We start from the raw sequence: 17867 nt of genomic DNA, 5'->3' as shown, positions 1-17867 counted from the left end.
AATCGTTGTTTGCGTGAATTAAATCAAGGGGCTCACAGGTACAACATCCGGACACTCCCTGTTGTTGTTTTTCCCGGCTATTGGCCATCAAATTAACAAATAAGTGGTAATAAAAAAAGCCCCGCCAAAGCGGGGCTGCAGGGGCGTTTGGATAGCTTTTGCTAATTATTTGTTGGGGGTTTGATAATACTGGCCTGCAGGCAGCTTAAAAACCCGGTTATGCTGGAAGGTATTGAACTGATTGTACTCATCGGCGTGGGTTTTGGTCCAGCTTTCATAGGCGGCCAAATTGGCGGTTGCACCGAATACCCATTGGTTATAGGCTTCAAACATGCCCGATTTCAGCAATTGCTGCTGGTAATCAAACAGGCGATAAGGGAACCTTTTCGCATACTTTTCAAACCAGCTGACCACAAATTTGGTCCTTATAGCCGATAAGGTTTCGGGCGTAATGCCATTGTCGGCTACATAAGCGGATTGTGTTTTCATGATGTCGAACCACGCTTTTACAAACTCGTTCTTGTTGTCCTGATTTTTGCCCATGTCGCTGTCGGTAAACAGTTTTTTATAGGAATCCAGGAGGACGATCTTAATCTCGGCGGTACGTTTGGAGTAGCTTTCGAGGTTGACAAATATCTCTCCATAGACCAATGCCCATATCTTGTCTTTGGTGAAAAAGTAATATTTGGCAGCATTGTAGTAGTTGCCGGAATGATTGGGATCGACCTCTATGCCTTTCTCCCATTGTTCAATAGCGTCGGTGTAGGCTTTTTTGCTCCAGAGCATTTCTCCAAATTCGCTGTACAAAACACCACTGTTGGGGAATTTCTTCAACGCCGCTTTGTACATTTTCTCAGCGTCTTTGGCTTCCTCAATGGCTTTGTATACCAGGCCCAGTATCTGGTAGCTCTGCACATCTGCATCCTGTTGTTCTGGTAATGGTTTGGCCACTTCCAGTGCCTTCACATAATCACGATTGAGGTAATAGGTAAAAGCCAGGTCCTTTTTTAATTCGATATTATTAGACTCTTTTTCCAATGCACGGTTCAACACCATGATGGCATTGGAATAGTCGCCCTGCCGGGTAAAGGCTTTGGCTTTTTCCTGTAAGGCTTTCCAATCCTGTTCCTGAGCGGTAATGGTACTTATTGATAAGCACAAGATAGCTGCAACAAACAATTGTTTCATAGAAACCAAAGATAGCCAGAATAGAGAATACAGGATACAGAATTTAGAATACAGAATGGGTCCGCGCTTTGAAGGCCCTGAGCCAATTACGGCATTGTATTAGCCGACTTTACTCCTTTCAGGCGGAACAGGACAGGAAACTCGTCGTTCTGGAGTACGAGCAGGAGCCGGCCATTTTTAGCAGGCAGCTCTTTTATATCCCGTATTACGCCTGTTAATTCCAGTCCTGCCCGTTTGTTGGACAACGCTGCAAAATCGCCCTTGCCGTTGTTTAACAAGACATGGCCAAAGGAAGCATCCATCCGGGCAAACTGGGGCAGAAAACCAAAGCAATTACCCCCCATTACGAGGTCGGTGAAGCCATCCTTGTTTACATCGGTGCAGAGGATGCTATTGATGCAGGATAGCTGTGTTTCGAGGGGTAATTTCTTAATAGTAAACTTGCCGTTACCCTCGTTTACGGCAATACAGGAAGGCGCATAATTGATGGTCTTTACGAGGCTTTTATCCAGCAGGTCGGCAGCAAACAGGTCCTGTATTGTCTTTTGGGCAAAGTCTTCATGTTTTAGGGTTAGTTTTTTCACGGAGGGCAATTGATCGGTCAGGTCGCGCTTCATGAAAACGGTTACATCGCGTCCATTATCACTGCGGGTCATGATCTTATCGGTGATGCCATTGCCATCGTAGTCATTGATCCATATTTTCTGGGGCGCCTTTTCAGATGGCCGGAGGTAGAAATTCTCTCCCATATTGCCCAATATCAAATCCTGATCACCATCATTGTCGATATCGGCAGCGGCCATTGTTTGCCAGCAGCCGTACAACTGGCCGAGGCTGGTCTTTATTTCAGTGAAATGATCGCCTTGCCAGGAAAAGATGCGGGGCGTCATCCATTCGCCCGCAATGACCAATTCGGGCTTTTGATCACCGGTTATATTGGCCAGTACGGCCCCTGTTACCAATCCTATCCTGGCAATATCGGGGTTCTTCGTTTTAGCGATATCGGTAAACTTGCCATGCCCGTCATTGAGCAGCAGGTAACTTTCAGGGGAGGTACCATAATTGCCGGGAATACTTCGACTGCCTACAAAGAGGTCAATATCGCCATCTCCATCAAAGTCGTGGGCCAGCACTACGGCTGTATTGTCTTTATTGGCGGGCAGGGCGGAAGTATTAATGTCAAAATTCCCCTGGCCGTCGTTGAAGTAAAGCCTGTTTTGCATTTCCCGGCTGCCTGCAGGGTGGTTATTGCCCCCGGTGCCAACAAAGAGATCAAGGTCGCCATCTTTATCAGCATCAAAGAACAGTGCGGTGACGTCTTCAAAATTGGCAAATTGATTAAATATTTGTTCGGGTTTCTTCACGAAGTCATTCGCTGTTTGCAGGTACAACTGGCCTGCGGTACCTGATGGACCGCAGATGTATACATCCTGGAGACCATCGCCATTCACATCACCCAGGGCAGCTTTGGGGCCTTCGCGGGAGAGCATCATCGGAACATTACGTTCATAATAAAAGTCCACATAATCATCTTCCTGGTGCTTATCAAAAGTGCTGGCTACCCTTTCCAGCAAAGGCTGTACAGTAGGGAGAGCGGGCTGCATTGATATTTTCCCGTTATCGGGCTGTTGAATGGTATACAGAGAATCGCTGGCCGGGCGATCATAGCGGGTATAGGTACGATCGGGCCATATGATGATCATAGAATCCACGCTTTTTTTGCCCAGGCCAATGATGGCTTTATAATCTATGGAAGACTGAAAGCCGCGGCCGGGAATTATTTCGCGGCTCATGACCTGATCGCCCTGGTATACTTTCACGGTACTGCCAACCGCAAAAGTGTTGGCTCCCCTGCCTTTGAGGGAAATGCCGATATAATGATTGCCGGTGGTTTCCCGGCTATTGTTGCGGTATATAAAGGCTTTTTCATTGACATTGCTTACGACCATATCCAGGTCGCCATCATTGTCAAGATCACCATAAGCGGCGCCATTGGAAAAAGAAGGCTGGGTGATGCCCCAGGAAGTACCGGCATCTTCAAAGCGCAGTTGGCCCAGGTTTTTGAAGGCCTTGTTTAAAATGGGCCGGGAGGGCATTTTGGCTATAATCTCGTCTATCTGTTCCTTTTTTCCTGTGAGGGCCATTTTACGTACGATCTCATTGGCAAAGAAATCTATAAAATCCTGGTCAGTGATGTCACGGTAAATGCCATTACACACATAGATATCGGAAAGGCCGTCATTGTCTGCATCGAAAATGAGCGCACCCCAGCTCCAGTCTGATGCGGCTACGCCGCTATAGTGAGCAGTTTCGAGGAAGCGCCCGTCTTTATTGTTTACCTGCAATGCATTTTGCATGTACTGGTGGTAAAATCCCTTTTTAATGGTGAGCCGGTTTACATCAATGGTCTCAAAGGAAGCGGTAGTCTTTAACCGGTAATCATTATCCGGCAACATATCGGTAGTAAAGATATCAGGATAGCCATCGTTGTTTATATCTCCCATATCGGCTCCCATGGAGGACAGGCTGATGTGTTGGATGCTTTGTTCCAGTTCTTCTTTAAAGGTGCCATTCTGCTGGTTGATATAGAGGTAATCGCGTTCAAAGAAATCATTAGAGACATAGATGTCGGGGTAGTGATCATTGTTGACATCTCCTACGGTAACTCCCAGGCCAAATCCAATCAGGCTACCATAGATGCCTGCTTCTTTGCTTACATCTGTAAATTTACCGTTATCATTTCTCATGAGCCTGTCGCCTCCGCCCTTCAGGAAATCGGCTACGGGCCAATCTTTTGCCCGGAGATCGCGGTTATTGGCGTAATTGAGTGTATTAACGGGGATAAAGCTGTTGTTGAGTAAATACAGGTCGAGGTCGCCATCAAGATCATAATCAAAAAAGGAAGCGTGGGTGGTATAATCATTGTCGGTCAATCCATAGGCAGCGGCCGAATCGGCAAAACCAAGCTGGTGGTTATTGATGAAGAGTTCATCTTCCTGCCCTACGCCTTTTTGATAGCCTGCATTACAGACGTAGATATCGAGCCAGCCATCGTTGTTCACGTCGGCCATTACAACACCGGTGCTCCATTTCTTTTTGGTGGTAAACCCGGCTTTTTCGGAAATATCTTCAAACTGCCAGTTGCCTTTGTTGAGGTAGAGTTTGTTACTTCCTGAATTGGCGGTAAAGAAAACATCGCTCAGTCCATCGTTGTTGATATCACCTATGGCTACACCTCCCCCATTATAGAAATTACGATAGGTGAATATGTTGAAGTCCGGCGTATCCTGTACTGTATTGCTGAAGTCGATACCGGTATGTTCCATTTGCTGGAACAAAGTGGTGGGAGACTGCTTTTGTTTACAGGACAAGCATGCAACAAAAGTCAGTACCATGCAGGCAAGTGTGTGTCGATGTTTCATAAACAAACAGGAGGTCATTCTATAAAAATGACCTCCTGTAAATTAGCCAACTTATTGATTAATACCCGGTATTTTGTACAAGATTTGGGTTAGCTGCAATTTGCTGGTTAGGAATGGGGAATAACAGGTTCTTAGGATCGTCGGTTGGTTTTTCCTGCCAGGGTTGCAGGAACTTACCAAAGCGGATCAGGTCATTCCTTCTCATGCCCTCCCAGTAGAATTCGCGGCCTCTTTCATCCAGCAGCTGATCGAGGTTTACAGATGCCAATGCTGCGATACCTCTTTTGGTGCGCACTTCGTTCACCAGTGGCAAAGCGGCGGCAGCATTGTTCTTCCTTAACAGGGCTTCAGCTTTCATGAGAATCACATCGGCATAACGATAGTATACATAGTCGTTGTTGGAATTATCACCATTATTATAGTCTATCGGGTATTTAATAACTCTTATACCGGTCACTTCGAGGTTGGTACCGATCTCGATGGCTTTTACTTCGGGCGTGAATGCGAGGGGGCGACCGCCCCTGTCTTTCAGCGCTACACCATTCTGATCAAATTGCTGTCCTACGAGGAAGCCGGGCTTGATGCCGGATACGTTGGTCACGCCGGGGTAGCTTTGGCTTCTGCGAACGTCAGCGGCTTCGAACTTGTTGTAAAAGTCGGACAGGGTAGTAAAACCATTCCAGCCTCCGGGATTGTTGTTGTAGTGTAAAGTACAGAACCAGCGGGAACGAACGTTACCACTGGAAGAGCCGCCAATATTTTCTGCGGTAAAGATATTCTCGGTAGAGATAACATCGTTATTGGGCGCAAAATTGTCGAAGTATTGGGTGGCCAGCTTATACTTGTTGCTGTTAATGATCTGGTCGGCCAGAGTAATGACCTGGTCCATATCGGCGGCGGCAAAGGCTGGGGTAGCGCGGTTGGCGATAACACCTTTGTTGATGTAGCATTTCATTAATAATACCCTGGCGGCATCCTTATTGGCTTTGTTGACAGGGGTTGCCGGCAGGTCGTTCATGATGGCATTTACCTCTGCAATAATATAGTCCAATGCTTCTGTTCCCTTTCTTACTTTAGGCGCCTGGAGGATATCACCACCTGGCTCACGATAAGGAACCTGGTCCCAGCCATCGAGCATGGAGAACATGGCAAAGGCTCTCAGGAATCTTGCTTCTGCAGCTTGCTGCGCAGTGGGGTTAAAACGCAGCATATCGGTGCCGGCATAAATTACGCCTCCCAGGTCTTCAAAGGTTTGGCGTAAGAACAGGTGATCGCCATCCCATTTGTGCACGTGAAGAATGCGCCATACGCCATTATCATCCCAATCGCCACCTCTTGTGGGCCCTATACATTCATCGCTGGTATGTTCCTGGGCTGCCCAGAAACGGCTTTGGTCCTGGTAAGGGCTGCGCATGGCATCATACACCCCTTTTAGCAAACTGGCCGTAGAAGATCCGCCGCCAGCTACCTGATCGGGTGATACCTCTCCGTTTAACTTCTCTTCGAGCTTGGTACAAGCGACCAACAGGAAGACGGGTATTATGAAAAAAAGCAATCGTGTATATTTCATAAAAAGTTTTTTGCTATTGAAGAGAAAAGTTTAACCCGATCTGGAATGACCTGGCTGAAGGATAAGGCGTATACTCAATTCCCACAGAAGGAATACCATTTACTTGCTTATCGGTATTTACTTCGGGATCAAACCCTGTGAATTTGGTAATTACAAACAGGTTCTGTCCGGCTATATACACATTGAGGTTCTTCAATGCCTTTCCAATATTGCCCACATTGTAAGAAATGGTGGCATTGGCCAGCTTGAGGTAACTACCATTTTCAATATAGCGGGAAGAAGGGGAAATGGGATTGGCGAGGTTTTCCTTGACTTCGGTACCTATCAATGCCCTGGCGATGTTGCGGCCACCGATAAGGTTACCAATGGGCAATACGGTGTTGGCGGTATTGTTATAGATCTTTTGTCCCATGGCTCCATTCATGTTGACCACTGCAAAGAATTTCTTATAGTTTACGGATGTGCTGATCCCTAATACTGTTGAAGGATTGGGATTGCCCAGGTAATACAGTACATATCCGTCATCAGAATAATTGGCCAATCCGGTTCCTTTATCAATGCCCAAGAACCTTTTGGTATAAAATACATTGATGGGCTGGTTGTTGGTGATCTGCTCTACGGTAGCGCCGGAAATACCTTGTCCGTGCAAGCCTCCGGTAGCGATGGGAGCGGGTAATCCACTCACATCATTTTTCAGGAAGGAGGCATTGACACCCAGGTCCCAGCTGAACTCTCTTGTTTTGATGATATTGGCCTGTACGGTTACTTCCACGCCTTTATTTACGATCTCCGCATCCAGGTTCTTCCAGGTAGGCGGAGCTCCCGGAGGTGCAGGCTGGGCTGTGATGGTAGGATAGAGCAGTCCGGTTGTTTTCTTATGAAAATAATCGATGGTACCGCTGATCCTGTTTTCCCATATTGTAAAGTCGAGCCCGATATCAATCTGCTCATCGGCCTGCCATTTGAGGTCTTTGTTTTCGGCATTTACTTTAAAAGTAGAGTTGGGACCATTGAAGCCATAACGCTCCTGGGCTGAACCGGGAGGAGCATCCTGGCTACCGGTTTTACCCCAACCAGCTCTTACTTTCAGTGTATTTATGAAATCGACATCGAAGAATGATTCGTTCTGTACGTTCCAGGCTACCGCGAAGGAAGGGAAGTATCCATAGCGGTTGTTCTTACCAAATTTGGTAGAACCATCGGCCCGGAAAGTAGCTGTCAGTAAATACCTGTCTTTATAGTTGACGATCGCGCGACCAAAGTAGGACTGGAGTTCTGTGGTGGGATCAGCAAAGGAAAAGGTGCCGCGGGTAGATTGAGAGCTAAACTGGAAATAATTGGTAAAAGGTATATTATAACTTCCAAAATCGCGGGCGTTCATGCCGCTACCCTTGGTATCAAACTTCATGTACTCAAACCCGAGTAAGGCATTGATGTTGAATGATGGTGATATCTTTTTATTATAGTTGAGGGTATGTGTAAACTGCTTGGTGGTAAGTTCATTGGTACCGGTGTAAGCCACGCCCCTTCCGTCGGGGTAATCGGTACTGGGGCCAATATCCTGCAGGTTGATATATTTGGCGATCTGCGCATTCCTGATACCGGTACTATAATTAATGCTGAACAGCATGCGGTATTCCAGGTCTTTGGTGATCTTAAAATAGGGAGAGATGCTACCTAATATGCTGGTGACTTTTGAATGATCGTCATAAGCCTCAGACATAGCGAGGGGGTTGACGGTAGAAGAGTTCTTATCTATATCGAGGGAATCCTGACCATTGGCTTTTTTTCTGATGAGGGGCCGGGTAGGGTTCCATTGCAATGCCTGGCCGATGATGCTACCGGTAAAGCCGGCATCGTTGGAAACGGGCGCAATCTGTTCTACCGTTTGAGAGGCAATGATATTATAGTCAACACCGAGTCTTTTACTTTCCAGGAACTTAAAGAAGCCACTGATATTGGTGCTGTATTTCTTAAAATTAGATTTTCGGATGATGCCTTCCTGATCGAGGTAGCCTGCTGAGATGCGGTAGCGGCCATTTTCAGTACCACCGCTGAAACCTACGTCATAGTTCTGAGTCCAGGCGGTTCTTAAGATAGCGTCCATAGCATCTACGCTGCCGCCGTAATCGCCGGTGGTCAATCCATAATCGGCCAATGCTTTCTTGTACTCGCCTGCATCCAATACTTTGAGCTGCTTGATCAGCTTACTCATACCCACATAAAAATTTACATCCATTTTAGGGGCGCCTGTTTGTCCTCTTTTCGTGTTAATGATAATGACCCCATACGCACCTCTTGATCCATATATAGCAGTAGCGGAAGCATCTTTCAATACTTCGATGGAGGCGATGTCATTGGGGTTCATAAAATTGAGGGGATTGGCGGCAGGAGAAGTTCCAATACCTGCGCCAGAACCACCCGGGCGGGCGGAACGGCCGTCGAGCGGAATACCATCCACTACATAAAGCGGATTGCTGCCAGCCCGGATGCTGGAGTTGCCCCTGATCTTAACAGTAGTGCCACCACCTGGCTGCCCACTGTTGTTCATGATCTGTACGCCAGCTACTTTTCCCTGAATGAGCTGGTCGGGGGAAGTTTGAATACCCTGGTTAAAGTCTTTGGCTTTAACGGATGCCACGGCACCGGTGAGGTCTTTTTTGCGGGCAGTGCCATAACCCACCACCACGATCTCATTGAGGGCGGAGTTACTGGCTTCGAGTGAGATGTTGGCAACAGTTTTCCCGGTGATGTCTACTTCCAGGGTGATGTACCCTACGGAAGAAACTACCAGGGTAGTGACGGCTTCGGCCACATTGACGCGGAAGGAGCCGTCTGTGCCGGTAGAAGTACCTTTGGCAGATCCTTTAGGCACTACTGAAGCACCTACTACAGGTGTCCCATCTTTTGAGTCTGAAATTTTTCCGGTGATAATTTTATCCTGAGCGAGGGTGGCAGCGCTGAAACACAGAGTCAGCAATAGCAAAGCAGATGCTGTAAACAATCGATTTGATGTCATAGCAATCAGTTAGGTAGTTATAAAATGGCGGAATGAACGTGTAGCTTATACACAATTTAACCTATTTATATCGTATTTACAAATTATTTAACAATTATTTCCGGATGAAAATGATGCGGTTAGGATAAAAATTATCATACGTCACAATCATGACAAGAATATAGTTATCAAGCTATTAGCCCTGATTTTTGGCAGGAAATATTAGAAAAAGGAAGCATAAAGGGGTAGCAGGAAGGAAAGGAAACGATGGGCTTCGGTAGTGTAAAACCACAGAAAAACATCCCTTTTACAAGCACCAGGCATGCAAAAAGGGATGCGTAAAGTATTAATAACAGCAGGTATTAATTAATGGACAGCTTCTTCGAGCTTCACCTTACCATTGGAAAACCTGGCAGCATTGAACCGGTACAATTTACCGGGTCTGTGGGGCACATCCTGCTCCAGTTCATTTACATCGATGAGCCAATCCATGAGGAAGAACTTCTTGCGGAAGTTGCGGCGATCGAGCTTGGTGCCCAGGATGGATTCATACAGGCTCTGGAGTTCACGCAGGGAGAACTTTTCCGGCAACAGGTTAAATACAATGGGGTGCTCGTCGATCTTTGATTGCAATTGCTTCAGGCAGGTATCCAATATTTTTTTGTGGTCAAAAGCCAATGTAGTGATCTCAGTTACGGGGTGCCAATGCAATTCATTGTGAGCCAGATCGAGTTGGTGATCCTTGACATTGATGAGGGAATACCAGGCGGTAGTAATTACCCGGCCAGCCGGGTGACGATTCACATCACCAAACGTATAGACCTGTTCGAGGTAGACGTCATCGAGGCCGGTACGCTCTTTCAATACGCGGTAAGAAGCGCTGTCGAGGTTTTCATCCGGACTTACGAGGTCGCCGAGAAGAGACCATTGGTCATTAAACTCTTCCAGATCAGATTTGATGAGGAGTACTTTCAATTCATTTTCATCAAATCCAAAGATCACGCAGTCTACAGAAAGGGCTATCTGGAAATACTCCCTGTTCTCTGACCTTAACTGTTGAATGGTTTTCTGCAAAGCGGTTCCCATATTGTTGATGTTATGCTGGTAAAGCTTAATTAATAATTAGTTTTCTGATCAGGCTGTTGTTGCCAAACCTCATTCGCACAAAATACAATCCTGCCGCTGGCCTGGCACCTTTCAATTTGTACAAAGGTAATTGATGGACTCCTTTGGTCTTAAAACCTGCCTGTAGTTCGGAGATCCGTTGACCATTTACATTTAGCAAGGAAAAAGTTACTTCCGTATTGAGCGGTAGTTCATATTCAATGGTAGAGTTCGATGTGACCGGGTTGGGATAGACGCTTAACCGTGTATCCTTACCCTGGTTGTCGAGATCGGTGACGGGGGTAAGAATATTTGTTATGTTTCGGTTCAAATATACATGATACTCGCCGGGTTGCAAGGAAATGGTTTGTGAATTGCCAGTGGCAGCAATGGTTTGGCCGGTCAGGTAATCGTACCAGGTGCCTGCATTTTGAAACTGCACGGAGCCGGTAACAGCTGTAACATCAAAATTTCCAACTACCAGTATATTAGACGTATCAGTAGTCAGTTTCAACCATTTGAACGCCCCGGAAAGATTCCATGTGATGCGGTCGGTTGTAAACCCGTTCTTATAGGCCGGGTGGTTGCGGAGGGCAAGCATTACGCTGTATATGTCGAATAGCTTCTTCCTATCGGCATTTTGAGGGTAGTCCCATTTAAGGGGTTTGGGGTCAGTACGGCAGGTGTTATTAATGGTACCGTTCTCGCAATAGTTGATGGAATAATCGTAACCCAGCTCGCCAAACTGCCAGATCATCTTAGGGCCTGGTATGGTAAAGTAGAAAGCGGCTGCCATTTCATTTCTCCGTAGACCAGTGATGAGGTCTTTCACATTATAGGCGCCGGAGGCGTTGCCAAACTGGGTGTTCTTGTACATGAGCCTCTCTTCATCATGGCTTTCCATATAGGCTACGAGGTTGGGCTGGCTCCATGCTCTTTCCACATGGATGGCACCTTTAAAGTCGGAGGTGCCGGTGTAACCCATGGTGGCTTCATTAAAAGCATAGTTCATATTGCCCCACAGCATCATGCCATAGGCTGCCAGCTCCTTCTCTTCATCGTTCACACCCAGGTGTTCCAGGATGACGTAGCTGCCATTGGATTTGGATTGAATGGTATCGTAATATTTTTTCCAGATGGCAATGCGGCTGGCATCATAGGCATCCCAGTTGGCCTGGTTGCAATTATTACCATCTGCATCGCAGGAGGCTTTCTGGGTAAATCCTTTGGAGAGGTCAAAACGAAACCCATCGAGCTTGTATTCTTTTAGCCAAAACTCTACTACGCGGCTCACAAAGTATTGGGTGGCGGGGCTTTCATGGTTGAAATCGTACCCAACATTGAAAGGATGTTTGGCTGCGGTATTGAACCAGGGGCTTTCGGGGGTGGGCCGGCCTTTGGCAGCATCGAAATACAACTGCACCATGGGCGACTGGCCAAAGGAATGATTGAGTACCATATCCATGATGACGGCGATACCTTGTTTATGGCATTCATCAATCAATGCTTTGAGGCTGGTTTCCGGGCCATAATATTTATCGGGTGCAAAGTAGAAGGAAGGGTTATAACCCCAGCTGATATTGCCTTCAAATTCATTGAAAGGCATGAGCTCAATGGCATTGATGCCAAGACGCTTCAGGTAGCTCAGGGTGTCTTTTAATGTCTTCCAATCGTGGTTGCCTACAAAGTCGCGCAGGAGCAATTCATAGATAAGCAGGTTGCGCTTGTCGGGGCGGCTGAAATTATTGACCTGCCAGGTATAGGCGGGTTTTGCGGTTTGCAATACACTCACAATACCGGTGGTTTTGCCCGTTGGATAAGGCTTGAGGTTGGGATAGGTGGCTGCGGCAATGAACTGGTCATTGTTGGGATCCAATACTTTTGATGTGTAGGCATCTGCTATCCTGAGGGTATTATCAATGACGAACTGGTAAGCATATTCGGTACCTGGGGTAAGGCCGGTGATGCGTTTCCAGAACCGGAGGCCGTCGGGCGTTTTATTGCATTGGTAATTGACGGATTCTATCCAGTTATTAAAATCGCCAATGATAGATACTTTGTTTTTGTTGGGCGCATACAATACCAAAATGGCCGAAGTATCGCCCTGTTCGTAGTTAATACCATCCCTTACACCAGCAGGTAAAGGCTGGATATTGACGGCTGGCGCTGCAAAGAAACTAATGGTATCTGAATGGGTGGTGATACCATCGGTAACCCTACCGACTATTTGCTGGTTACCGGCCACTGTGATGGTGGGTGTTGCCTGGATAAGGGTATTGCCTGCTACACTATTGATCTCTGTTCCATTGAAGAACAATTTGAGATTGGCTGTATTACTAGAGGCATAAGTTATTTCGATGGACTCGCCGGTGGTTTTGGTGATGGGTTCGGGAACGGGTATGAACCTATCTTCCATGGGCGGAGCGGTAAACCTGCCTGTAAGGACATTGTCATACACGGTGATGTACATATTGCCCATATCTACTGAAGGATCGGATATGCGCTGCACCAGGGAACCTGATCCATTTCTGAAAAGAAGGGCCACCTTCCGGATGGTTTCGCCCATTGGTACATTGAAGAAGCTACGGATATTACTGATGGTGTACTGGTACTTATTGGCGGATATCCAGGTGGCTTTGGCAGCAGGTTCGGTGGTCACTCCCCAGGTAAACTTTGAATATCTCCAATCGGTATTGTTGGCGCTGAGGTTGGTGATCACACCAATATGTATATACACGTCATTGGTATTGGCATAATTCAACAGGCCCTGGTTGCCTTTGGTGCAATCCACTGTGATGGTGAGTGCAGCATTGTCGGCAGGGAAAGCCGGCGACGTAGTGAGTAATTGTGCGGTGCCGGTGGTTACACACAGGACTACGCTTATTATAGCAAGGACAAATGACTTCATCAGCAATCGTTTTTGCTTTACGCTATGGGGCGTCCCCTACGGGGGTCCGCTCTTTTCAACGCAATGTTGTTTCTACAAAGCGGCGGCTCCTGCGGAGCCAAACCCCGCGACAGGGTGACCTGCCGTTCTACTGTATGGTGACCTGGCCATTAAAGTCCTGGCAGGCCATCATTTATGGCCCAGTTACAAAACGGTATAGGTTCTGTTGTATTCGTCAACGGTAACGGTATACGTGCCGGCAGCACGGGTGATGTTGTCTCCGCCTTCTTTGATCTTACCGGCTCCGTCTGCTCCATAGTTAAGGTCCCATCCTTCTGCGCTTACAAATTTGAATTCGGTAGACGCTGTGAGCGTGATGGTTTTCTTCCAGACTCCATTACCCTGGTAATCCATGTCGAGTGCATTGGCAGGGTTCCAGTCGCCTATAACAGGGGCGCCGCCAATGATGCGCAGTTTACCCTGGTAGACATTGTATTTCATCTGCTGCACATTGGTAGCATCCCAGATCAATCTTGTATAAGGCGAATAAGGAGCTTTAATGTTAGGATCGCCACCATCCTGCACCAGTTTGCCATCAGCGCCACCCCACCAACGGTCGTCACCAATGCCAAAGTTCCAGGCGGCGCCGAGTGACGCATCATGGAATTTGAATTCATCGGTACCGGAAGATGGAACAATGATGAGAAATTTATCGCGCTGCAGGTAAGCACCATACAAAGGAGTTGCCGGTGTCCACCCCTGCATACCGCCTACCACGCCCACCTGCTTTTGCTGTACATAGGCGAGTTCGTTCTTCGTGTCGATGGTAAGGCGGTAAATGCCAGCAGTGGTAACCTTGAGGTTGCCACCTACATTGAGACCTGTTTTGTAGCTGCCGGGGGTAGTACCAGCGCCATTGTCTCCATAGCCGGAACCCCAGTCACCTGGCGTCTTAAAGAATTTGAATTCATCGTTGGCTGCCAGTTTGATGTAGGTGTAGAATACGGTACCGTAACGATCGGCTTTCTGGTCCACAATCAGTTTGAGGGGATTGTCGATACTCCATCCATTCGGAGTCCCTACAAGGTAAAAGTTCACTTCGCGCAGGAAAGCAATGTCGTTGATGTAATCGGCCTGTTGCTTCCAGGTACCGGAGGTAGCTATAACAGTCCATTTAAGGCTTACCGTTTGGGAGAGATCAGTGAAGCCATATTTTACGAGTGAATCATTGAATTGCTTAGCAGCGATACTTAGGGCAGTATCCTTGCCGGTGTTGGAAGCGGGGATGGCAAACAAGGGAGAGGTAAAATTACCGTCCTTGCTGAATGCCACCTGGTAAGTAATGGCCGGACCGCCGGTTGCCGGTAAGCCTTTTGTCCATTTGAATCTAACACTGTCTGCGGTAGAGACAGGATTGACGGTTATAGGTGCAGTAGCAGAAGCCGGGCTCAGCAGGATAAAGTTTGTAACACCATCTTTCATGCGGGTGATGCTGATGTTCCTGATATCTCCGGCAACCAGTTGGGTAGAACCGTTGTCGGCCTTTACACTCCATATGAGGTCGGCTTTGGCGCCATCGGCAATGCCTTTAGCTTTCAGGACATCATCCAGTTGTTTTTGGGTGAGGGTTAATTTGGCATCAGCCCCATTGTTGTCGGAAGGAATTTCCAGTAAAGGAGCATCGAGGTTACCGGTAGCTTTGAGGGCAGCGATCCATTTGTATACGGGGGTAACATCTACACCTGGTTTTGAAGCTGTCCAGCTGATCTCCACTTTGGCTGTGGGGGTAGCTGCATTTAAAACAAGGGCTGCATTGGTAGCAGGTGTATTGAGGGTGAATGCACCCAGGGCTTCGCCTGTGACTGTGCTATCAAAATCTGCTTTCTGGCAGCCGGCGAACAGTACGACGGACAGAACAGCAAGCATCAGGAACTTTTTCATAAGCAACAATATTATTATTGTTTAGAGGGATGTTATTTCATTTCGGCTAAAGTCACTTCAACAACTGCCGTACTAACGGTTACGGGCTGGTTGCTGGCATCGCGTACTGTGCCATTGAACTTATAGGTAAACCTTGTGAACTTCTTTCCTGCACCAGGGGTGTAAGAACGGGTGGGCACAAAGAAAGCTTTCCACAGTTTGGTGCCAGCGCTCTTGACAGGTAATGTGAGGGGTTGACCGGCAGAAGCGCCTGTATTGTCAAATACTTCTACGGTTACTGATACAGGCTCCATGCGTTGTTCATCAATGGAGGTGGCGAGGTCCTGGTGGAAATAGAGGGACACTACATCATTTTGGCCAACCTTTGCCGGGAAAATGCGTAGCATGCTGGGTACAAATACGAGTGGATCAAAAGCATTCTTCTTGCTATCGCATGATTGCTTGCTCCCATTTTTTGTTTTGGCCAGGAATTGAAAATGCTTCAATTGCCCGGGCGTCTGATTGTACATGGTAGTAGCGGTAAACTTGTAGGTGAATTTGTTGGGAGCACCGGCCACGGGGGTTAATTTTGCGGAGGCAGGGGAATTGGCCCATTCGGTATTCACAATGCCGTCTTTACCGGTAAACCCTGTGGCCTCTTTGTTGGACCAGGTCCACAAATACAGGTCTGTTTCGCCAGCCACGGCAGTACCAGTAAAATCGAAGCTGATGGTAATTTCATCTTCTGCCGTAAAAGTGGTCGGGCTGATGGTGTAGTTCTCGAATACACACTGTGACATGGCCAGCTGACTGCCCAGTATTATCAGTGAAAGTATCAATAGTTTTTTCATAATAGCTTCTTTGGGGGTTAACGGGAAAATTCATAATCATATACAATGAGCAGCTTATTGGTAGCTACATCGGTCCGTGTAACCTTTACTTTTAATTTACCATTCACGGAGTTGGGATAACTGCCCAATGTCATCGCTTCTGTAATGGCTCCATTTTTCAATGAAATGGTTTTCGGTGTTTTTATGTCATCCACCGACCAGGTGCCTGAAGTAATACCGGTAATAGGAGGCGCTGAACCATTGTTGATGGTAAAGGTGGACGGAGCGCCACTGGCGAGGTTGAAAGTGAGCTGCAGGGAAGCATAATTGAAGAGTGTAGTAATGTCTTCCACGGCATAAGGAAAACCCTTGCGTTGTGACTCAGCATCTGTTTGTGTAACCTTGGTTAGTTTCCAAGCGCCCGATATGGCAGTGATATTGTCATTGGCATTTCCGATGGGTTCATAGCCATCGGGCCGGCAGCCGGTGAATAATAAACCGGCTATCAAGAGTATTGTTAGAAATGGTATGGTCTTCATACTTCTTAGTTAAATGGGTTTATTAATCACATCCGCCTTCCTGGTTCATCAGGAAAGAAGCGTTGGCAGCTTGTTCGCTAATAGGAAATTGCAAGGCCAGTCCGGGACAGTTCCAACGACCGCCACGGCGATCGATATTGACACCTGTGCGGGCACCAATTCGTTTGATCTCCTGGATGCGATTGCCTTCGCCTACCAGTTCCAGCTCTCTTTCGCGACGGGCGGCATTGATCACTGTTGCTGCAAGGGCATTCACAGGCAGGTTTTTGGAAGTGCCACCGTAAGCACGGGTGAGGATGTCATTGATATCGGTAATGGCAGTAGCCAGGTTGGCCCCGCCGGTTTCGGCAGCTGCTTCAGCACGGATGAGCTTAATCTCTGTATAGCCCATAAGGGGCACATCAAAATTATTCTTGTTATACTTGGTGAGCACATTGTATCCGGGCGCCAGGGTGGTGCTGTACCAGGCTGTGCCGCGTACATCGCCGGCTGTAGTTGCTGCTGCATAAAACAAGCTGGTGACATTAAACCTGCTCTGGGCATTAAAACCCACGTCGCTGCGGTAACGGTTTCTCAGTTCGCCACCGGGATAAAGGTTATTGTCAACAAACTTGAACCCAAAGATGATCTCTTTGGACAGACCTATAGAAAAGCGGTTGGCATAGGAAGCATCCAGCAGGAATTTGTTGCTCCTGATCACCTGGTCGGCATAAGCAAAAGCATTGGCGAAATCGTTTTGCATGAAATATACCCTGGCAAGGAATGCTTTGGCAGACCATTTATTGGCAAAGCCAAGCACCACCTCATCGCCCAGTAAATTCTCGGCCTTTTTCAGGTCGGCTATAATAGATTCATACACTTCTTTTACGGAGCTGCGTGTACCGGGTGTAACATCGGCCACTGTACGGAGGACGATGCCTGGATGGGAATTGTCGGCACTATATCCCCAGGGCTGGGCCCAGAGGCGTACTGCATCAAAATGGGTGAGTGCGCGCAGGAAGTAGGCCTGTCCTTCAATGTCATTTTTGCGCGTTCCTGCTTTACCAATATTTTCCAGTACCTTATTGCCAACATAGGCCGGTCGATACATGTCGGTATACATGCCGTTCTTGTAATCACCAAAGATGGAAGTCTTGCGTTTAAAGATCTCTCCATCATCGCCGGTGTATAATGTACCTACTGCCTGATCGCCCAGCAGGTCTTCTATCCACTGGAGCTTTCCGTTGTATACTTTGTTGCAGTAATCGGTATAAGCGCCATTGATGAGGGCCTGCAGGTCAGTATCGTTCTTAAGCGCTTCATCCTCCGTAAAGGCCCCTGCTGGTTTTCGTTCGAGAAATTTGTTGCAGGATGAAACGTACACCGTTATACATCCCAGCAATATTATATAAATAGCTTTTTTCATTGTT

General features: G+C 47.3%; 10 protein-coding genes. All 10 read right to left on the bottom strand.

The window, feature by feature from the left end; all coding sequences use genetic code 11:
• Positions 1–165: 165 nt before the first annotated feature.
• Positions 166–1188: a tetratricopeptide repeat protein gene (locus tag D3H65_RS24640; protein ID WP_119052853.1), complete on the bottom strand. Its 1023-nt coding sequence runs from the start codon at positions 1186–1188 to the stop codon at positions 166–168.
• Positions 1189–1274: 86 nt separating this feature from the next.
• The gene (locus D3H65_RS24635; RefSeq protein WP_162915801.1) at positions 1275–4610 is read right to left on the bottom strand and encodes a VCBS repeat-containing protein; all 3336 of its coding nucleotides are present in this window, start codon (positions 4608–4610) and stop codon (positions 1275–1277) included.
• Between the two features lie 58 nt (positions 4611–4668).
• Positions 4669–6180 carry a RagB/SusD family nutrient uptake outer membrane protein gene (locus tag D3H65_RS24630; RefSeq protein ID WP_119052851.1) on the bottom strand — a complete coding sequence of 504 codons (1512 nt, stop codon included), beginning with the start codon at positions 6178–6180 and terminating at the stop codon, positions 4669–4671.
• 13 nt (positions 6181–6193) lie between these two features.
• On the bottom strand, positions 6194–9199 hold the full coding sequence (locus D3H65_RS24625; protein ID WP_119052850.1) for a SusC/RagA family TonB-linked outer membrane protein: 3006 nt from the start codon (positions 9197–9199) through the stop codon (positions 6194–6196).
• A gap of 345 nt (positions 9200–9544) precedes the next feature.
• Complete coding sequence (locus D3H65_RS24620) at positions 9545–10264, bottom strand: NUDIX hydrolase (RefSeq protein WP_119052849.1); 720 nt, start codon at positions 10262–10264, stop codon at positions 9545–9547.
• Between the two features lie 25 nt (positions 10265–10289).
• Entirely contained in the window at positions 10290–13190 is a 2901-nt protein-coding gene (locus D3H65_RS24615; protein WP_162915800.1) for an alpha-amylase family glycosyl hydrolase, read from the bottom strand.
• A 183-nt stretch (positions 13191–13373) separates the two neighbouring features.
• Positions 13374–15110, bottom strand: a complete 1737-nt coding sequence (locus tag D3H65_RS24610; RefSeq protein ID WP_119052848.1) for a SusE domain-containing protein — start codon at positions 15108–15110, stop codon at positions 13374–13376.
• A 32-nt stretch (positions 15111–15142) separates the two neighbouring features.
• On the bottom strand, positions 15143–15940 hold the full coding sequence (locus D3H65_RS24605; protein ID WP_119052847.1) for a hypothetical protein: 798 nt from the start codon (positions 15938–15940) through the stop codon (positions 15143–15145).
• A gap of 17 nt (positions 15941–15957) precedes the next feature.
• On the bottom strand, positions 15958–16458 hold the full coding sequence (locus D3H65_RS24600) for a DUF5004 domain-containing protein (protein WP_119052846.1): 501 nt from the start codon (positions 16456–16458) through the stop codon (positions 15958–15960).
• Positions 16459–16480: 22 nt separating this feature from the next.
• Positions 16481–17863 carry a RagB/SusD family nutrient uptake outer membrane protein gene (locus D3H65_RS33045; RefSeq protein WP_162915799.1) on the bottom strand — a complete coding sequence of 461 codons (1383 nt, stop codon included), beginning with the start codon at positions 17861–17863 and terminating at the stop codon, positions 16481–16483.
• Between the last annotated feature and the right edge of the window lie 4 nt (positions 17864–17867).

This window comes from Paraflavitalea soli, assembly GCF_003555545.1.
GTDB classification, from domain to species: domain Bacteria; phylum Bacteroidota; class Bacteroidia; order Chitinophagales; family Chitinophagaceae; genus Paraflavitalea; species Paraflavitalea soli.
The sequence above is the reverse complement of the archived record's forward strand: the minus strand, read 5'-3'. Positions and strand labels throughout refer to the sequence as shown.

Bases quoted from the DNA above. Each gene is read 5' to 3' on its own strand.
- D3H65_RS33045 (WP_162915799.1), bottom strand. From the start codon at position 17,863: ATGAAAAAAGCTATTTATATAATATTGCTGGGATGTATAACGGTGTAC.
- D3H65_RS24635 (WP_162915801.1), bottom strand. From the start codon at position 4,610: ATGAAACATCGACACACACTTGCCTGCATGGTACTGACTTTTGTTGCA.
- D3H65_RS24630 (WP_119052851.1), bottom strand. From the start codon at position 6,180: ATGAAATATACACGATTGCTTTTTTTCATAATACCCGTCTTCCTGTTG.
- D3H65_RS24615 (WP_162915800.1), bottom strand. From the start codon at position 13,190: ATGAAGTCATTTGTCCTTGCTATAATAAGCGTAGTCCTGTGTGTAACC.
- D3H65_RS24640 (WP_119052853.1), bottom strand. From the start codon at position 1,188: ATGAAACAATTGTTTGTTGCAGCTATCTTGTGCTTATCAATAAGTACC.
- D3H65_RS24605 (WP_119052847.1), bottom strand. From the start codon at position 15,940: ATGAAAAAACTATTGATACTTTCACTGATAATACTGGGCAGTCAGCTG.
- D3H65_RS24610 (WP_119052848.1), bottom strand. From the start codon at position 15,110: ATGAAAAAGTTCCTGATGCTTGCTGTTCTGTCCGTCGTACTGTTCGCC.
- D3H65_RS24625 (WP_119052850.1), bottom strand. From the start codon at position 9,199: ATGACATCAAATCGATTGTTTACAGCATCTGCTTTGCTATTGCTGACT.
- D3H65_RS24600 (WP_119052846.1), bottom strand. From the start codon at position 16,458: ATGAAGACCATACCATTTCTAACAATACTCTTGATAGCCGGTTTATTA.
- D3H65_RS24620 (WP_119052849.1), bottom strand. From the start codon at position 10,264: ATGGGAACCGCTTTGCAGAAAACCATTCAACAGTTAAGGTCAGAGAAC.